Source organism: Nitrosomonas communis, assembly GCF_001007935.1.
Lineage (GTDB): Bacteria > Pseudomonadota > Gammaproteobacteria > Burkholderiales > Nitrosomonadaceae > Nitrosomonas > Nitrosomonas communis.
Window position 1 is genome coordinate 1,620,229 of sequence record NZ_CP011451.1, and the last position, 18,564, is coordinate 1,638,792.

Sequence of the window (18,564 nt, forward strand, 5' to 3'; positions counted from 1 at the left end):
ATTCATTTTTTATCCGGGAACGAGACAACATCAAGCCTCTAACCGTCTTATCACGCGTTCCATCTGCATAAAACGCGAGCCCTTTACCAGCATATTAACGTTGATGTCCAATAATTTCTCCGCTTCTACAAGCAAGGCCTCCATAGTTGGAAAGTGGCGAGCACCCCTACCAAATCCAACCGCAGCATGCTTGCTTAAACTGCCCAAAGTAAGCAACTGGTCTATCCCGAAATGATTCGCTTCCACACCAATCTGGTGATGAAAATCTGCTGCATTCGGACCTAGTTCTCCCATATCGCCAAGCACCAGCACTTTTTTTCCAGGTTCATTAGCGAGCACAGCGAGTGCCGCTTTCATTGACTCCGGATTAGCGTTATAGGTATCATCAATCAAGGTTGCTTGATGTAAGCCAAGTTTTTTTTGCAGGCGCCCTTGTACGCCACAAAATGCCTGCAATCCTGATACAATCGTATGTTTATCAATGCCAACAGCAACCGCCGTTGCTGCAGCTGCCAAGGCATTATAGATATTATGCTGGCCTGGCACTTGTAACCGTATCTCCTCGCTTCCTTCAGGAAGTTTAAGCATCCATCTATTTCCGGAAGAATCAGATTGGTAACAAGCTGTTACTTGTGCAGGGCTATTCAAACTGAAATCAATGATATGTCTACTTTTTACCAGGCTGCGCCATAATGAAGCGTGATCATCATCGGCATTGATGATGCCCACACCCTTATCACTCAAACCCTCAAAAATTTCACCTTTGGCCCGCGCAATAGCTTCTACCGAACCAAGTCCTTCAATATGAGCTGCACCGGCGTTTGTAATGACGGCTACAGTTGGATGAGTCAAACGGGTTAGATAAGCGATCTCCCCAGCGTGATTCATACCCATCTCGATTACGGCATAAGCATGCTGCTCGCGCAGCCTTAACAACATTTGTGGTACACCAATATCATTATTAAGATTACCGAAAGTTGCCAGTACTCTGTCTGAAGCTAAATCGTTTCCTTCGACATTCGCCATCACTGCTTTACGGAAAATGGAGGCAATCATTTCCTTGACCGTTGTCTTACCATTGCTTCCAGTAACTGCCACAAGTGGTAATGAAAAGCGTGTACGCCAATAAGCTGATAATTGCCCTAGACCTAATCGCGTGTCAGCAACTTCTAGCCAACCAAATTCCGGTAGAGATTGTCCAATATCCATCCTTCTCTCTACTAAGGCAGCAACGGCTCCTTGATCTCTTGCACTGGCAATAAATTGATGGCCATCGAATTGTTTGCCGGATAACGCGACAAATAGCTCGCCATGCTTGATAGTTCGACTATCTGTGCTTACACCTGTAAATAAAACATTCTTACCCCCCCACTTTGCGGATAGGGCATGCGCAGCTTCTTGTATCGACATCATCTCTGCGCCTGCACTTTCAGGTTAGCCAGATCATCTAGTACTTGCTGCGCAATTTCACGGTCATCAAATGGATTTTTTTGTCCATTAATTTCCTGATACGCTTCAGATCCTTTACCAGCGATCAGCACCACATCGCCTTTTCGCGCATTATGGATAGCCTGATAAATCGCTGATGTACGATCTTCTTCAATTGAGTAATTGTGACGCGAGATACCCGTTACTATCTGGTCTATGATGGCACGGGGATCTTCGCTACGGGGATTATCACTAGTAATGATGACTTCGTCGGCAAGTTTTGTAGTTATTTCACCGGCTAAAGGACGTTTTCCTCGATCCCGATCACCCCCGCAGCCAAATACACAGATCAATCTCGGCTTTCTTAAGCTAAATTTATTTCTTGCTTGACTGTTATAAACCGTTTCTCTCAATCCCCTCAACACCTTCTCCAAAGCGTCCGGAGTATGAGCATAATCAATGATAACCACAGGTTGCTCGCCGCCGCCAAATTTCTCCATTCTTCCTGCAATCGGTTTAACCTGTGATAATGCATGAGATGCCTTATGGAAATCGACCCCATTCGCAAGCATAGTAGCCAAGACCGCCAGCAAATTCGAGGCATTAAATCTGCTCGTGACATTAGCTTTCAAACTTTCCCGCTGTCCTTCAAATTCAACATCAAACTCCAGCCCATCGATATTTGCTTTAAGGTTACTTCCTCGCAATATCCTCAAGTTTTGCGAGTATCTCCCCATATTGTCTGGTTGATAGAATCCATATCCAATTACTTGCATATTTTTGTGTACAAGCTGGTGAGACAACTCCATGCCCAACACATCATCTAGATTTAAAACCGCGCACTTAAGTGTGGGCCAGAAAAATAATTTTGCTTTAGCGGCAGCATAGGCATCCATATCGCCATGATAGTCAAGATGATCACGCGATAAATTAGTCAACACTGCCACGGCAAATTCAGCGCCATTAACTCGCCCCTGTACCAGACCGTGAGATGAAACTTCCATTACCACACCTCCTGCCCCATTTTGCAAAATCTTTGCAAATTCTGCCTGAAGTGATACCGCATCCGGTGTGGTATTGACCGACTCATTTAGTGAATCTAAGAATCCATTCCCTAACGTACCAATAACCGCGATTTTTTCCCCCAAGGTTGTCATTGCCTGAGCATACCAATGACTACATGAAGTTTTACCATTAGTGCCCGTAATGCCTACAAGCCCTAATTCACGCGAGGGATATCCATAAACATGACTGGCAATCACACCAGCCTTGGCTTGCAATCCTGATACAGCACAATTCGGTATTTTCCAAAGGGGGTTCCATGTAAATTGATTCTTCTCCCAAATCACAGCATTGGCACCTACTGCAATAGCCTGAGGAATATCTTTGCGTGCATCATATCTTTCACCGGCATAAGCTAGAAAGGTATCGCCTGGCATCAACTTACGGCTATCTGCAGTCAAGCGCGTCACTGGTACTCCCAGTTGACTGAAAAGTCTGATGGCAAAATTTGCATCCGTTTTCCGTATGGCTCCTGGTGTCATCCTTCATTCTCCAACTTAATAGGTAAAGGAGAAGTGACAATATTGCCCAGCGCATCATGTGGCACACGTAATTGGCGCAAGGCACCCGACATCACTTGACTGAATAGAGGAGCTGCCACAGCCCCTCCGTAATATTGTCCTGCTGAAGGCTCATCAATCATCACAGCAACAACTAGACGAGGATTAGATACTGGCGCATAACCGACAAAAGTAGAAATATATCGGTTCTTTGCATAACCTTTCATACCACCTTCCAATGGCTTATGCGCTGTTCCAGTTTTGCCAGCAACTCGATAACCGTTGACTTTAGCTTGCAAGCCGGTACCGCCTGGCTGCACTACTGTCTCCAGCATCCTGCTCATGGCCAGTGCCGTTTCACGTGAAATCACTTGCTGACCAACAGGTGGGGCATCCCGTTTTAATAGCGATACAGGTTTGAGCTCTCCTCCTGCAGCAAAGAGCGTGTACGCACGTGCTAACTGCATTAAATTGACTGATATTCCATGGCCATAGGACATCGTAGCCTGCTCGATCGGTCGCCACTTATGGTAAGGACGCAACCTACCGTTTTCTTCTCCCGGAAAGTTTGCTCCCGTTGGCATACCAAAACCAGAGCGACTCAGCATTTCCCACAATGTTTTAGGGGGTAACATCAAAGCAATTTTTGCTGCCCCCACATTACTCGATTCTTGGATAACTTGAGATACAGAAATTGTTCCTTTATTACGGACGTCCCGTATCGTAGCGTTTCCTATTTTCAGCATACCCGGAGAGGTATGAAACAACGTATTGGGATTAATCTTGCCTATCTCCATCGCGACAGCGACAGCAAATGGCTTGAGTGTCGAGCCCGGTTCAAAAACATCAACTAACGCTCGATTACGTGTGGTTCCAGGCCGTATAGTTGATCGCTGGTTAGGGTTATAGGAGGGATAATTGGCTAATCCCAGCACTTCTCCTGTCGGTACATCCAACACAATCACACTACCCGCCTTAGCCTGATTAGCTTTAACTGCCCGCTTTAATTCTCGATGAGCAAGATATTGGATTTTACTATCAATCGATAACATCAAGTTTTGGCCAGGTTTGGGTGAGCGAATTTTTTCGACACTTTCTATGACACGCCCGATACGATCCTTGATAACGCGCCGGCTACCGTGCTCACCCGTAAGGATATCTTCCCATGCTAGTTCTACACCTTCTTGTCCCTTTCCATCTATATCAGCAAAACCAGTAATGTGGGCAGCCACATCCCCTGTTGGGTAATACCGGTAAAATTCCCGTTTAAGATACACACCGGCTATTTTTAGATTAGCTACACCAGATGCCATTTCCGGTGATAGTTGTCTTCTTAGATAGACAAATCTCTTATCCTGATCAAGAACTCGCTTGCGTAAATCTGTTATATCCATTTCGAGCAATTGAGCTAATGCCTGTAATTGCTCGGGTGTTGCGTTTACTTTTTGTGGATCAGCCCAAACAGATTTTACTGGGGCACTGATCGCCAGTATCTCACCATACCGATCTGTTATTTTTCCCCGTTGCGCATTCAATTCCACGATACGGCTATAGCGTGACTGTCCTTGTTGTTGGAGAAAATCCTTATTCAGTCCTTGCAGATAAATAGCGCGCCCTGCCAGTACGGCCAACCCCAACAGCAATAGCATTATCAGCAATCGTGAACGCCATAGAGGTAAAGCTAAAGACGAGGCAGGATCGCGTCTCATGATCAAGGAAACTCCTTATAGAGCCGGCTTGAGGCATGATCAGGCAAAATAACTTGAATATTTAAGGAGGCTGGTACAGTCATATCAAGCTTTCCTCTGGCAATTTTTTCAACATGTCCATGCATCGCCCATGTTCTCTGCTCAAGTAGCAGTTGATTCCATTCTATTGCCAATTGATCAGCCAGCTCCTGCTCTTTCTCTAACAATATAAAAAGTTTACGTGCCTCATGCTGTGAGGTAACGATGCCTAACCCACAAATAATAAGAATCACAGCCAAATAAATATTCAGTTTAGTCATATAATTACTCACTAATTATGATTCTTTCTGCCACACGCATGACCGCGCTTCTTGCGCGTGGATTAACCGCTATTTCCTGTGCGCCCGGCCGCGTTGCCTTTCCTACCAATCGTAACCGCTGTTTACTCAACGCCTTCACTTCTCTATCACGCAAAGGAAGTTTATGCGGCAGCCTATCTGAGCTTGCTTCCGTGCGCATAAAACGTTTTACTATGCGATCCTCAAGTGAATGAAAACTGATGGCGACCAATCGCCCACCAGGGTTTAATAAATCTACACATTGCGGCAAAGTTAACAACAATTCTTCAAGTTCTTGATTAAGGTATATCCGTATCGCCTGAAAAGTGCGTGTGGCAGGATGATGCTTACCTTCCCGCTGATACCCACGCGCGCGCACGACCGCTGCTACAATCTCGGCAAGTTGAATCGTGCTAGAAATAGGATGCCGTGCTCGTGCCATAACAATCGCTCTCGCAATCTGCTTAGCATTCCGTTCCTCACCATAGTTTCTAATTACTTCTTCTAACTGTGACTCCGTAACAGAATTAAGCCACTCTGCCGCTGTTTGCCCACAGCTAGTATCCATCCGCATGTCAAGCGGGCCTTCTAAGCGAAAGCTAAATCCACGTGTACTTTCATCCAGTTGAGACGAAGACACTCCGAGATCTAACAGCACGCCGTCTACGCGTTCTACTCTTAATGCGAGCAATTCATTTTGTATCTTGACGTAACTGCAGTGCCTTATACTGAATCGCTTATCATCAATCATTGCTGCCGCTTTGATCGCAGCCAAATCTTTATCAAATGCAATCAAACGTCCTTTTTTACCCAATCTGGATAAAATCAAACGACTATGTCCACCATACCCAAATGTACCATCTACATAAACCCCATCTGTTTTGATTGCTAACGCATCGATAGCTTCATTTAGCAGAACGGGTAAATGCACAACCATACCCCAGCATTACAATGAGAACCCTTCCAGCTCGGGGGGCATATTCCCATCTTTATATACAAGCGCCGCCTCAATTTCTTGATTCCACTTTTCAGCATCCCACAACTCAAATTTCTCACCCTGACCAACTAACACAATATCTTTGACCAAACTGGCAAACTGCCGTAAGGGCGCCACGACCAGTACCCGTCCCGCACTGTCCATTTCAACATCACATGCATTACCTACAATAAGACGTTGCAAGCTACGACTTTGTGGATTGAAACTAGAGAGACTATTCAGTTTTTTTTCTATGGGTTCCCAAGAAGGCTGGGGGTAAATCAGCAAGCATCTTGAAGGATCAGCAGTAATTACTAAATTTCCGGCACAGCTGGATAATAATTCTTCGCGGTACTTCGCAGGCACCGCAAACCTGCTCTTACTATCCAGGCAAAGTTGTGTAATCCCGCGAAACATGCCGCTCCTTTATTTTTTATTGGAAGCTCACGCTATATTCCAAATACCCTCCACTCTTCCCCACTTTTTACCACCCTTTGCCACTCTAATCAAAAAAATGAGGGTAGTCAAGCAGAAAAATATACACTTTTCACTTGTGTGACAAAGACTTAAAAGAAATAAGCAAGGCCTTAAAAATAAACAAAATTACTTTAATTTTGAGAATAAATTGCCGATAAATATCGATAAGCTATCGTGTAAAATGAATTTCCAATTGAGCAATTAACAAATAGTTTTTAGCGTAGTAATCCGCTAGAGGCGGCAAGGCGCGCAGAAGAAACAAGCGGCGTCAGAGCTTGAGGAGTAAAGTTGGAATGTCGCGCTGGAGAAGACCGACCCATCACTGGTGCTAATCCGCCCGTTTTTTAGCGTGGTCATGGGTCACGTCGGCGACATTGGTGAGTCCGTGGCAACGGACATCCCGTTTGAAAGAGTGAGTACAACGACGTGCCTGAACCAGCGCGACATTCCAATAGAGATAATGGAGGATGTCATGGCAAAGTTCAAGCAAAGTAAATTGGAGTTAATCCATCCGAATGCAGCGGGGATTGATATTGGCTCTGCGAGCCATTTTGTGGCGGTACCGCCGGATCGAGATAACAAGCCGGTAAGGGAATTCAAGAGTTTCACCGCAGACCTGAATGGTTTAGCGGACTGGTTAGAGGCTGTGAAATTGACACTGTGGCAATGGAATCGACGGGGGTATACTGGATTCCACTGCATGAACTTTTGGAGTCGCGCGGGCTGACTGTGTATCTAGTAAATGCGCGGCACGTTAGAAATGTTTCTGGCCGGAAGTCGGATGTACTGGACTGCCAATGGTTACAGCAACTGATGAGCTTTGGGTTGTTGTCTGGCGCATTCCGTCCGAAAGATGAGATATGTGCACTACGAGCCATATCTCGTCAACGCGATATGCTGATCCGTTATCAGGCGCGACATGTGCAACATATGCAAAAGGCTCTGGCGCAAATGAACATACAATTGGCGAACGTGATTTCGGATATTGTGGGCGAAACCGGTCAAAAGATCGTTCGTGCCATCATTACTGGTGAGAGAGATGGGCACATCCTGGCGAATCTCAAGAGCAATCGCATCCGGGCTGGCAAAGACGAGATTGAGAAATCGTTAATCGGGAATTGGCGGGAAGAACACCTGTTTGCACTCAAGCAAGCGATGTCACTCTATGACGCCTACAGCGAACGACTCACCGAATGTGACCGGCAGCTTGAAACCATGCTGGCGGCACTTCAGGTGCACAAGGTAGAGATCTGCCAGAAGAAGCGCCGCTCCAATGTCAAGAACGCTCCCAAATTTGATTTGCGTGCCCATCTGATTGGCATGTGTGGGGTTGATTTGACGCGAATTGACGGCATCGAAGTGACGACTGCGATGAAAGTCCTGAGTGAAGTGGGCGCTGACATGAGCAGGTTCAAGAGTGCGAAGCAGTTTGCCTCGTGGCTTGGGTTGTGTCCTGGAACAAAGATATCGGGCGGAAAAGTGCTATCGGGGGCAAGCAAGCGCACAGCGAACCGTGCGGCTCAGGCACTGCGCATGGCGGCAGTTTCATTGAAATCCAGCCAGTCTGCACTGGGTGCCTATTACAGAAGATTATGTGGCAGACTCGACAAGGCAAAGGCAATCACAGCGACAGCACACAAACTGGCGCGCTTGATCTACACGATGCTAACGAAAGGAACCGAGTACGTCGATAAAGGGCAGGAGTACTATGAGGAGCGATATCGTCAACGCGTGTTGCATCATCTGACTGTTCGCGCTCGGAAGCTGGGGTTTAATCTTACCCCTGTTCCTGAGGCTACTTAATATTTGCTGTAAAACCATTGTATTACATTTGTTTCTTGAAAGTGACAGAGCAAAAGAGTAAAGGATGATTTTACTTAAAGAAAAACAGCGAAATGCGCCTGTATTCTGGGAACAAGCGAGGAATGATTTAGCAAAACGAGATCCCGTCATGCAACGGCTCGTAAGCCAATTTAACGATTCCGCACTTTATTCGCGCGGAGATGCTTTTACTACACTGGTTCGTGCTATTATTGGCCAGCAAATATCGGTCAAAGCTGCAGCAAGTGTATGGCAAAAACTAGCGACTGTTTTATCGAATATTACACCTGAAAATTTGTATAGCATCGATACAGAGATATTACGAACATGTGGTCTATCTGGAAGAAAAATAAGTTATCTGCAAGATTTATCCGAGCGATTCATACAAGGTGGATACGACGAAATAGCTTGGCAAAAGATGAATGATGAGGCTCTGATTACTCACCTCATACAGATAAAGGGTATTGGTCGCTGGACCGCTGAAATGTTTCTGATCTTTTATATGCAGCGGCCAGATGTTCTCCCCTTAGCCGACATTGGATTGCAACGAGCTGTAAGCATTTACTATAATGGCAATCAACCAATAGAGAAAAATAGATTACAAACACTTGCCACAAACTGGCGGCCTTGGCGTTCGGTAGCCACCTGGTACCTATGGCGCAGTCTTGACCCTATACCCATCGATTATTAGGCAGATAATATCGCAAAAGACATAGACGTAAACATAAGGGCGCCTCTAAAAATTCAGAGTTCTAAACAAGACAAGGCGAGAACAAAAAATGTTGATTCAGCCTATCACTGATAGGTAAGGAGATATTTCTTGTGAATAACGTAGTATTATGACAGGATGGGGTAAGCAGGCAATCCGCGAAGCGGGCGCTCGCAAATATGAATTTTTAGAAGGGCTCTTAAATTCATCCTATATCATTCCAGCCTGATCCTTGGATCTACCAGAGTATAAGATATATCAGTCAATATCAGACCTACGATGTAGAGCAAAGACCCCAGAAACACCATAGCGCGAACTACGGCAAAATCCTGAGAATTGATTGCCTCAATAGTATAACTTCCCAATCCTGGTATACCAAAAAACGACTCAGTAATCAGACTGCCAAGAAACAATAATGGAATAACTACCACTGCACCCGTAAGAATTGGAATCAGAGCATTTTTGAGTACATGCCTGAATAATACAATACTTTCTGGCAAACCTTTGGCGCGTGCAGTCCGAACATACTCCTTATTCATTTCTTCCAGAAAAATTGTGCGATACCACCGTACATTCGCTCCAGCACTACTTATTACCCCGATGATAATGGGTAATAGCAAAAACCTGCCTGCATCTAGTTCACTACCATAACCAGAAATAGGCACTAAATGCCACAACTTACTTACAAGAAATTGGCCGCCAATAATATAAAACAAACTTGAAATCGACATGAGCGCCACACACATTACGACACCCCAGAAATCTATATAAGTCATGCGAAAAAAAACCATAACCAGCGCAAAAGTAATATGAGCTAGCAACCCCAATAAAAATATTGGCAGCGCAATTGCCAGACTCGGCAACATCCGTGATTTGATTTCATGCGCAATATCGCGCCCGTCATCAGCATGACCAAAATCAAATACAAACATTGCGATTGATTTCTCAAAGAATATGGTGCCAGTCAGTTTTGCTAGACCCTCAGCCTCGGGATTATACAGCAAGGGTTTATCATAACCGTGTTCTAGCTTCCACTTCATGATTGCCTCATCCGTCACATGCTTGACCCCTAGATGCATCCGTGCCATATCATCAGGCGTATTAACTACAAAAAACAAGGTGAAAGTGATGAGATTAACCCCCACTAAAATTGGGATTGCATAGAGAATGCGTCTAAAAATGTAATTAAGCATACAACTTAAGAATTATTCCAATTTATGCAACTGATTTCCCGAGTCCGACAGCTCGTTGTCTGCGGCGATAAGCAATTATTCCAGGAACAAGGAATAAGAGAAGCACAGCCACGCCCGCTCCAATTGGCCATATCACTGGCTCATTCCATTCACGCCGCTTTTGCTCCCGTGAAACAAAATCAATACGCGAATATTTAATGTTGTTGAAAGACAATTTATTGAGTTTCACATTTTGGTACCAGGAATGATACAAGGCATAATCTTTCGGATGATACCCCCACAACCAAGGCGCATCCTCACGCAAGATATCAACCATGCGAGCGATGATTTGCTCCCGCTTTGGACTATCCTCCATCTTTTCCATCTGCTCGAACAACCGGTTATACTCGGCATTATCATAATTAGCAGCATTATTTCCGCTATTACTGCCAACCTTACGCTGAGGACCGTACAATAAAAACAGAAAGTTTTCTGGATCAGGATAATCTGCATTCCAACCCCACTCAAAAATTTGAGCATTACCCTTGCGTATTTTGTCCTGAAAACGATTATAGTCAGTACTACGAACCACTAGCTGGACATTGATTTTTCTGAACTGCTTGCGCATCCAGTCAAGTAGCGATTTGTCATCGGCACTACGCGCTGTCACATCAAAGTACAATACAAGCGGCGTACCAATCTTATTATCTATTCCATTAGCATAGCCAGCTTCTGCCAACAACCTGTTTGCTTCTTCAATAGATCTGCGTTGCGCCTTTCCATCCTGCCATTTATAGACAATCGGATTAACTCCTTCCTTGCCTTCTCGATAGCCCGTAATTCCAGGGGGAATAGGGCTTTGCGCCGGAATACCTCGACCATTGGCAAATATCGAGATATATTCTTCATAATCCACTGCAATTGAAATGGCTTGCCGTAATTTACGGGCAGACTCCTTTTCTTGCTCAGTACGACCTCCCACAACCGGATCAAGCATATTGAATCCGATATAATAAGTAGAAGGTGCGACAGCTGTCTCCAATCGCATTCCTTGTGCTTCCATTGCTTCAGTAACTGTTGCCTCGCCTTGCCCAGTCACTTGTACAGCCTGATCAAAACTGTCAGAACTGATGCCTGAAGCATCATAATATCCCTGCAGAAATTTGTTCCAACGCGGAATACTCTCCTTTTCACGACTAAATATAATCCTGTCGATAAATGGAAGCGGTTTACCGGCATCCTTCAGTAATCCCTTTTCTATATCATCAGGCATACCTTCAGAAGGATAAAACTCCCCCTTAAAATTAGGGTTTCGTGCCAGAACCATGATGCGATTAGGATCATTCTCTGTAAGCATATAAGGCCCAGTCCCTATCGGGTACCAATCCAGGGTAATATTTTTTTTTATGAGCTCTGCTTGGGCGTAGAAGCGATCAGCTTCCCAAGGAATGGGTGAAAAAAATGGCATTGCCAACCAATACATGAATTGAGGATATTTACCTTTTATCTTGATACGAAAAGTGTAGTCATCCACCTTCTCAACGCCTGCTAACGGGAAATTGCGTAAATCCACGTACTCATCGTTAGGAGCGACACCAGCCTCCTTCCTCAATATATCGGCATATTCCCTCAAGCCAACGATATAATCAGCCATTAACCCAAATATGGGTGAATGCAATTTTGGATGCGCCAATCGCTTGATTTGATAAATATAATCTTCCGATAACAATTTCCTTGTATTCGTTTGAGTAAAATCAGCAAGCTTGAAAATTTTTTGTAACTCCTCTCGTGTCAGATCATGATAGAGAAACTCTCCCTGATCATTCCGAGCAAATGCTGGGTGAGGTTGATAAAAAATATCTTGCTTGAGAGAAAGCTCATACACGGAATAAGCAACATGATTGCTCTCATTATCTGCTGATAAAAGATTACCGGCCTCGTCAAAATATTGCACGGTCGGCATTTTGTCCACTGTCTGTGGGATAAGTGTAAATGGACGTTTCAAATAATGGTACTGCAAAGGAGGCTGATATATCTGAGCAGTAAATAATATTTCGTTAGAACTATATGACTGAACGGGATCAAGATGTTTGGGACGCTCAGCAAATGCATTGTAAAGAATATTTTTACCTGAATCATCGCTTGGATAGGGATTATTCCATATAGCCTCATTGCAGGCTGTTAGAAACAAAATCAAAATAATGAGTGAACTCATCCTGAGGAATTCTTTTGAAAAAACTAAGATCTGGAATGAGAGAAACATTCAAATTATCTCACTGTAAATGGAATTGATTTCAGCATAAATATAGAGATGGGTTAGTGTATTCATATTATTTATTCCATTTCTAAACCAAAACTGACTTTGTCGGCTTCTCCTTGTCGTATTAGTTATACTGTCTGCGGCTCGTCTTCGCGTCATTTTGATTTAGAAATGGAATGAGCTTATATTTCATGCTCTTTTGCATATGATAGTGTGGAGAATAAGATGAAGATAAAGAAAATTTACAATCAATTTCTTGCAGCAATCTTATTATCTTTGCACCACTCCTCTTTACCATTATCCTTAGGTTATAATTTCAGATTCAATCAGTAGAAGGACATATTATGGGATTTCTAGACAATAAACATATCCTCATCACCGGACTACTCAGTAATCGATCTATTGCTTATGGTATAGCCAAAGCCATGAAGCGTGAAGGCGCACAACTAGCCTTTACTTTCCAAGGAGAAGATATAAGAGATCGTGTTGCAAAACTGATTGGTGATTTTGACAGCCATTTATTGTTTCGTTGCGATGTCAGAAATGATGAAGAAATTAATCAATGTTTTACAGATTTGAATAAAGAGTGGGATGGGTTGGATGGTATTGTACACTCTATCGCATTTGCACCACGCGAAGCATTAGCGGGTGATTATCTTGAAAGCGTTAATCGCGAGGCATTCAATATTGCCCATGAAGTCAGCTCTTATAGCTTTGCAGCATTAGCAAAAGCTGGCTTGCCATTGATGGAGGGAAGAAATGCTGCACTTTTGACGCTCAGTTACCTGGGTGCTGTTCGCGTCATGCCCAGTTACAATGTAATGGGTCTCGCTAAAGCCAGTCTAGAGGCAAATGTACGTTTCATGGCTTCCAGTCTAGGCAAAAAAGGTATACGCGTAAATGCGATCTCGGCCGGACCAATTAAAACACTGGCTGCGGCCGGCATAAGCAATTTTGGCAAACTGCTTGGATATGCTGAGAAAGTCGCGCCATTACGAAGAAATGTAACCACCGAGGAAGTTGGCAATGTTGCTGCTTTTCTTTGTAGTGACTTAGCCAGTGGCATTACGGGCGAAATTACCTATGTTGATGCCGGTTTTAATACCATCGCTTTTGATCTTGATGAATAATAACCAGTCAAATTATCAATAGCTTTCTTCGCGGATTTTTACATCGTATCGCTGCCTGAGGCCAAGCTGATACGATGATAATTCTTCCTGAACAATCATTTGTTTTAGCTGATTACTAAAAACTTGGTATTGGTCTTTGTCCAAAGAAGCCGGTTCAATAATCCGATTGATACGGATCAGGCTAAAACTCCCTTCTGATCCTGTCACCCCGGTATAAGCGGGTAATTTATCACTTTCTGTCTGGGAGATAGCACGCAAAGTATCTAACTCCAATCCTTGGGGTTGCATATAGGATATCTCTTTAGTATCGCCCCATGAAACTGAAACGTTTTCGCCAGCCTGTAATTGAGCCAGCTTGTCCCTGCCTTCTTGCTCAGCCAGTTCAGCGGCGAGCTGTTTCTTAACGCGATCAATGACTTCATCTCTGACCACATCTAATGATTGAATGGCCGCTGATTTGTGCTCCAATACCCTGGCAGAAACAAAAGTATCAGGCATGACTTCTATCGCTTCTGTATTGTGTTTCTCGTTAATAGCATCATCTGAAAAAATTGCCTGCAGCAGTTTTTCGTTAGTGACGATAGCGGGCTCCTTCGATTTTTTATCAATCCACTCACTTTGCTGTATTGCTAAACCGAGTCTTTCTGCGGCTGGTTGCAAACTATCACTTTGCTCGTACACTATATTACTGAAATCTTCTACAATTTCACCAAAATGGCTTGCAGCCTTCTGACGTTTCAGAGTTTGTTCAATCTTGTCTCTTACCTCTTCCAAAGGCGCTGTTTGTGCCGGTTTTATTTCAGACAGTTTAATGATATGAAAACCAAAAGTCGTTTCAACGGGGCCACGAATTTCATTCGGCTGCATTTGAAATAGCTGATCTTCAAATTCCTTAATTAATATGCCCCGTCCTAAGAACCCTAAATCACCTCCTACTTTTGCCGAGCCTTGATCTTCCGAATGCTCGCTCGCCAGTTCAGCAAATTTCTCTGGTTCAGCTTTTAACTGCGCCAGCAAATTCTCCGCTTTCTCACGTGCTGCAGCCTTCTCATCGTCAGAAGCTGTTGCAGGAGCAGCAATTAAAATATGACTGGCTTGTCGCTGTTCTTCTTGACCGAACTCACTTTGATGTTCATCAAAATATTTTTTGATTTCATCTGCCGCAACTTCTTCTTGCTGAGCCAGTTCTTCTAAAGATAACACCACATATTCAATGCGCACACGCTCGGGCAGAAGAAAATCTGCTTGATGATTCTCATAGTAAGACTGTATTGCCGCCTCATCCGGGTTAATCTGCGATATGAAATGTTGCGGTTCAATTTTAACTTGATTTATTTCACGCTTCACTTCGCTTAAATGAGCCACATTCCGGGTTACAGTATCTGGAATCACGGTGCTTTTGGCAACTGCCTCCAATACTTGCTGCTGCATAATCTCAGCGACCATTCGTGACTCAAACATTGCCGGGGTCATTTGCTGACGGCGTAATAGCTCTTCATAACGCTGATATGAAAATTTTTGATCTTCGTGGAAAGCTGAAATATTCTGAATCTCGCGTGCCAATTGTGAATCCAAAACAGTTAAACCGACATTAACCGCTTCGTGCTGTAGCAATTTTTTTTGAATCAGATTTTCTAAAACTGCCAAGCGCATCTGAGGATTATCAAGCAGAGTGCTGTCAAATTTATCCCCTAACATATTACGCATGGTCTCATGTTGATTCCTAAGCGCTTGTTCAAATTCTCTTCGCGTGATTTCTTCACCGTCCACAACTGCGACATAGCTCTCTTTACCATCCGTACGATACGACTCCACGCCCCAAAACATAAACGGCAAAATAGCTAATAACAGGATAACCTGAACAATCGTCTTTTTTCGATGAACAAAATCAAACACAGTTAAAATCCAGTGAAGTAAAAAATGGGAAGAAAGTCTGCATTAATACGCTATTTAATGCTCGCTCTTAATAATGAGTTGGCGGAGTGGACGGGACTCGAACCCGCGACCCCCGGCGTGACAGGCCGGTATTCTAACCAACTGAACTACCACTCCTAACATAAAACAATCTAATTCTTGCTCGCTGATTGGTGGGTGCTGACGGGATCGAACCGCCGACATTCGCCTTGTAAGGGCGACGCTCTACCAGCTGAGCTAAGCACCCCACCTTGCGTAAGGAAGCGATTAGTTTACCGCATCTTTGAGCGCTTTACCAGCAGTGAATTTTGGCACTTTGACTTCTTTGATTTCTATGACTTCTCCAGTACGGGGATTGCGACCAGCACGTGCTGCTCTTTTTCCTACTCTAAAGGTTCCAAAACCAACCAAGGTGACGCTTTCATTATTTTTAAGCGCATCTTTAATCGCTGATAACGCGCCATTCAATGCGTCTCCTGCGCATGCTTTAGAAATTCCAGCAGAATCTGCAATGGCATCGATAAGATCAGATTTGTTCATTTAATTCCCCTTTTGCGTTATTGGGTTATGGATACTTAAATCACAAACAGAAAATCCTGCAGATGCCCTTATATCAAGCCATCTGCGCCTGGTCAAGTTATTGCTTTAAAATTTCTTTTCCTGGATACTTTTACCCAAAAATAGAGAGATAATTTTTTAAAGACAGAACAGAAGACCCAGAGGAGCTAAAACTGGTAAAATCACATTTAAAAATAACGATAATTCCGCCAGAATTTAAATTTTACTCAACGCTTGATAGGAATATCATAAGCGCTATCTATCAAACTCGGTTTTCGGCTCACGCTCGAGGATTTTCTTAACTACTATTTCAGCAGGTACTTCCTCATAAATAATACTACATACCCCTTGTGTCACGGGCATCTCAATCTTAAAATGCCGACTCATTCGTTCCGCCTCTCGTGCAGTATGCACTCCTTCTGCGACATGTCCAATTTTTTGTAAAATATCAGGTAGCAATTGACCAGCCGCCAGCATCATTCCTACTTGGCGGTTACGCGACATATCGCCTGTACAAGTTAAAATCAGATCACCAATCCCAGCTAACCCCATAAATGTCTCTCTGCAGCCACCCAATGCCACACCCAGACGTGTAATTTCTGCTAAACCACGTGTTATCAATGCAGCTCGTGCATTATTGCCCAGCTTTAATCCATCAGAGATGCCAGTAGCTATCGCAATAACATTTTTTATTGCACCACCCGTTTCTACACCAATCACATCGTTACTTGAATAAATCCGTAAGCAAGCGGTGTGGATTGCTCTAATAATATCCCTAAAAAACTTATTGTCATCTGATGCCAAAGTTAGTGCAGTAGGTAATCCTTGCGCCACTTCTTGTGCGAAGCTGGGGCCTGATAAAATTCCACAGGGCGCTGTCTTAGAATAAACCTCGTGTACTATTTGATGGGGTAACAATGATGATTGCGTCTCAAACCCTTTACACCCAAGAATGATGGGTAATGTTTTATCTATTGCGCTAATTTTTTGCAATAACTCACGCAACCCAGAGACAGGAACAGCAATCAAAACAAACTCAGCATTTTTGATAGCCAGATTCAGCTCTGAGGTTAATTTCAAAGAATCAGGCAAAAATAAATCAGGCAGATAGCGTTGATTAACTCGTAGCGCCACAAGTTCAGCCAATTGATTCTGATCTCTCGTCCACAATGTGACTTGATGATTTGTAGAAAGATTGATGGCCAATGCTGTACCCCAAGCACCTGCTCCTAATATGGCAATTTTCATGAACCCCAGACCTGATTAGTTCTAATATAACCACTCTGGCCATTACGATGTCGGACTTTAACCCAGCCGGCAACGTCGGAGTTTAACCATTCTATGACCACATTTTTTTGAGCCTGAAAAAGTAGAGGTGAATGAACATCTGGCGATTGATATACACTGGCTAATGGAGCAGTCACAATAATAAAGCGCTTATCACTTAGAAATTTTCTCTCTATCCACGCAACTGCATCGCTACTATCGCTTACTTTTACCCATCCCTCCACTTTCGCTATCACTTTTAATGGCAAATGAATGCTGACCACATATAACTTTTCAGCATTCAGCGAAGGAGCGTCATACATTATGACTGCATTTTCTGAGACAGAAAAAAATTCTGCTTCTGCAGCCATACCCCAACACGAAAAAAAAAGCGAGAAAAACAGAAAGAAACTTTGGATTAAGTCTCTTCTTGGTAGCAAGTGAACCCCCTATTAATGGACGCTTTCTGTTTCAGATGTTTGTTGAGCTTTCTCTGTTTTTGATTCAGTCGGCTGCTTTTTCTGGTGATAAATGGCTTCAAAATTAACTGGATTAAGAATGACTGGAGGGAATCCTGCGCGCACCACCGTATCCGACACAGTTTCACGCAAATAAGGAAATAAAATATTGGGACATACGATCCCCAGCACAGGATCAATATCATTTCCAGGCACGTTACTTATCCGGAAGATTCCAGCCTGGTGAGCTTCAATCAGAAATACGGTTTTTTCCTTAATTCGCGAAGTAACAGTAATTGTCAGCATAACTTCATAGATATCTCCCTCGATACCTCCGCCTTGGGTACTTAACTGCATATTAATTTCAGGCACTTCCCGATCAAGAAAAATATGCGGGGCATTTGGAATTTCAAGAGAAAGATCCTTGACATAAATTTTCTCAATGGTAAATACAGGCTGTTGCTCACTCATGTTAAATCCCAATTAGAATAATTGATAATAAAGATTATTAAGCGACAATACATCACTAACAATCAGGTTGATAACAGTTTTATGACCTCACCTTGCTGATCAAGCCGCGCAAGATCATCATAACCCCCTATGTGGGTCTCCCCAATATAGATTTGGGGTACGGTTCGCCGCCCAGTTTTCTTGATCATTTCAGTACGTTGATCGGGGTGCAAATCCACTCTGATTTTATCTATTTCCTCCACACCTCTGGATCGCAACAACTTCTCCGCCATCGTGCAATAAGGACAAAAACCCGATACATACATGATCACTTTTGCCATATTCTTTTTTACCTAT

Annotated in this window: 16 protein-coding genes, 2 tRNA genes and 1 pseudogene; 3 read left to right on the plus strand and 16 right to left on the minus strand. The window is 43.6% G+C overall.

Annotation, left to right across the window (positions count from 1 at the left end; translation table 11 throughout):
* Positions 1-30: 30 nt before the first annotated feature.
* Genes AAW31_RS07420 through mraZ form a run of 6 tightly spaced genes read right to left on the minus strand, consistent with a single transcriptional unit; the run spans position 31 to position 6,409 of the window.
* Complete coding sequence (locus AAW31_RS07420) at positions 31-1,413, minus strand: UDP-N-acetylmuramoyl-tripeptide--D-alanyl-D-alanine ligase (RefSeq protein ID WP_046849747.1); 1,383 nt, start codon at positions 1,411-1,413, stop codon at positions 31-33.
* Positions 1,410-2,972, minus strand: coding sequence for a UDP-N-acetylmuramoyl-L-alanyl-D-glutamate--2,6-diaminopimelate ligase (locus AAW31_RS07425; RefSeq protein WP_046849748.1), 1,563 nt, complete (start codon positions 2,970-2,972; stop codon positions 1,410-1,412). Before AAW31_RS07425 ends, AAW31_RS07420 begins: the two co-directional genes overlap by 4 nt.
* A complete protein-coding gene (locus AAW31_RS07430; protein ID WP_046849749.1) occupies positions 2,969-4,699 on the minus strand; it encodes a peptidoglycan D,D-transpeptidase FtsI family protein in 1,731 nt (576 codons plus the stop codon). Before AAW31_RS07430 ends, AAW31_RS07425 begins: the two co-directional genes overlap by 4 nt.
* A gap of 2 nt (positions 4,700-4,701) precedes the next feature.
* Entirely contained in the window at positions 4,702-4,998 is a 297-nt protein-coding gene (gene ftsL / locus AAW31_RS07435; protein ID WP_046849750.1) for a cell division protein FtsL, read from the minus strand.
* Positions 4,999-5,002: 4 nt separating this feature from the next.
* Complete coding sequence (rsmH, locus tag AAW31_RS07440; RefSeq protein WP_046849751.1) at positions 5,003-5,953, minus strand: 16S rRNA (cytosine(1402)-N(4))-methyltransferase RsmH; 951 nt, start codon at positions 5,951-5,953, stop codon at positions 5,003-5,005.
* Positions 5,954-5,962: 9 nt separating this feature from the next.
* Positions 5,963-6,409, minus strand: coding sequence for a division/cell wall cluster transcriptional repressor MraZ (gene mraZ / locus AAW31_RS07445; RefSeq protein WP_046849752.1), 447 nt, complete (start codon positions 6,407-6,409; stop codon positions 5,963-5,965).
* 532 nt (positions 6,410-6,941) lie between these two features.
* On the opposite strand from mraZ, the pseudogene AAW31_RS07450 reads away from it, so the two are divergent.
* Together AAW31_RS07450 and AAW31_RS07455 are read left to right on the plus strand one after the other, a co-directional pair.
* Positions 6,942-8,272, plus strand: a pseudogene (locus AAW31_RS07450) (IS110 family RNA-guided transposase).
* Positions 8,273-8,336: 64 nt separating this feature from the next.
* Complete coding sequence (locus AAW31_RS07455; RefSeq protein ID WP_046849753.1) at positions 8,337-8,981, plus strand: DNA-3-methyladenine glycosylase family protein; 645 nt, start codon at positions 8,337-8,339, stop codon at positions 8,979-8,981.
* Positions 8,982-9,214: 233 nt separating this feature from the next.
* Here the strand turns inward: AAW31_RS07455 and AAW31_RS07460 are convergent, their stop codons facing one another.
* Complete coding sequence (locus tag AAW31_RS07460) at positions 9,215-10,192, minus strand: ABC transporter permease (protein WP_046849754.1); 978 nt, start codon at positions 10,190-10,192, stop codon at positions 9,215-9,217.
* Positions 10,193-10,214: 22 nt separating this feature from the next.
* On the minus strand, positions 10,215-12,386 hold the full coding sequence (locus tag AAW31_RS07465; protein ID WP_082110556.1) for an ABC transporter substrate-binding protein: 2,172 nt from the start codon (positions 12,384-12,386) through the stop codon (positions 10,215-10,217).
* 389 nt (positions 12,387-12,775) lie between these two features.
* On the opposite strand from AAW31_RS07465, the gene AAW31_RS07470 reads away from it, so the two are divergent.
* Complete coding sequence (locus AAW31_RS07470; RefSeq protein ID WP_046849756.1) at positions 12,776-13,561, plus strand: enoyl-ACP reductase FabI; 786 nt, start codon at positions 12,776-12,778, stop codon at positions 13,559-13,561.
* Between the two features lie 15 nt (positions 13,562-13,576).
* Here the strand turns inward: AAW31_RS07470 and AAW31_RS07475 are convergent, their stop codons facing one another.
* The 8 genes from AAW31_RS07475 to grxC all read right to left on the minus strand — a co-directional run bounded on the left by AAW31_RS07475 (position 13,577) and on the right by grxC (position 18,548).
* Positions 13,577-15,457, minus strand: coding sequence for a SurA N-terminal domain-containing protein (locus AAW31_RS07475; RefSeq protein WP_046849757.1), 1,881 nt, complete (start codon positions 15,455-15,457; stop codon positions 13,577-13,579).
* A 79-nt stretch (positions 15,458-15,536) separates the two neighbouring features.
* Positions 15,537-15,613 (minus strand) — tRNA-Asp (locus AAW31_RS07480).
* 33 nt (positions 15,614-15,646) lie between these two features.
* A tRNA-Val gene (locus AAW31_RS07485) sits at positions 15,647-15,722 on the minus strand.
* Positions 15,723-15,742: 20 nt separating this feature from the next.
* A complete protein-coding gene (locus AAW31_RS07490; protein ID WP_046849758.1) occupies positions 15,743-16,015 on the minus strand; it encodes an HU family DNA-binding protein in 273 nt (90 codons plus the stop codon).
* A 273-nt stretch (positions 16,016-16,288) separates the two neighbouring features.
* Positions 16,289-17,281, minus strand: a complete 993-nt coding sequence (locus tag AAW31_RS07495) for an NAD(P)H-dependent glycerol-3-phosphate dehydrogenase (RefSeq protein ID WP_046849759.1) — start codon at positions 17,279-17,281, stop codon at positions 16,289-16,291.
* Positions 17,278-17,670, minus strand: coding sequence for an SH3 domain-containing protein (locus tag AAW31_RS07500; RefSeq protein WP_082110371.1), 393 nt, complete (start codon positions 17,668-17,670; stop codon positions 17,278-17,280). Before AAW31_RS07500 ends, AAW31_RS07495 begins: the two co-directional genes overlap by 4 nt.
* Before the next feature lie 81 nt (positions 17,671-17,751).
* The gene (gene secB / locus AAW31_RS07505; RefSeq protein ID WP_046849760.1) at positions 17,752-18,228 is read right to left on the minus strand and encodes a protein-export chaperone SecB; all 477 of its coding nucleotides are present in this window, start codon (positions 18,226-18,228) and stop codon (positions 17,752-17,754) included.
* Between the two features lie 62 nt (positions 18,229-18,290).
* A complete protein-coding gene (gene grxC / locus AAW31_RS07510) occupies positions 18,291-18,548 on the minus strand; it encodes a glutaredoxin 3 (protein ID WP_046849761.1) in 258 nt (85 codons plus the stop codon).
* Positions 18,549-18,564 lie beyond the last annotated feature (16 nt).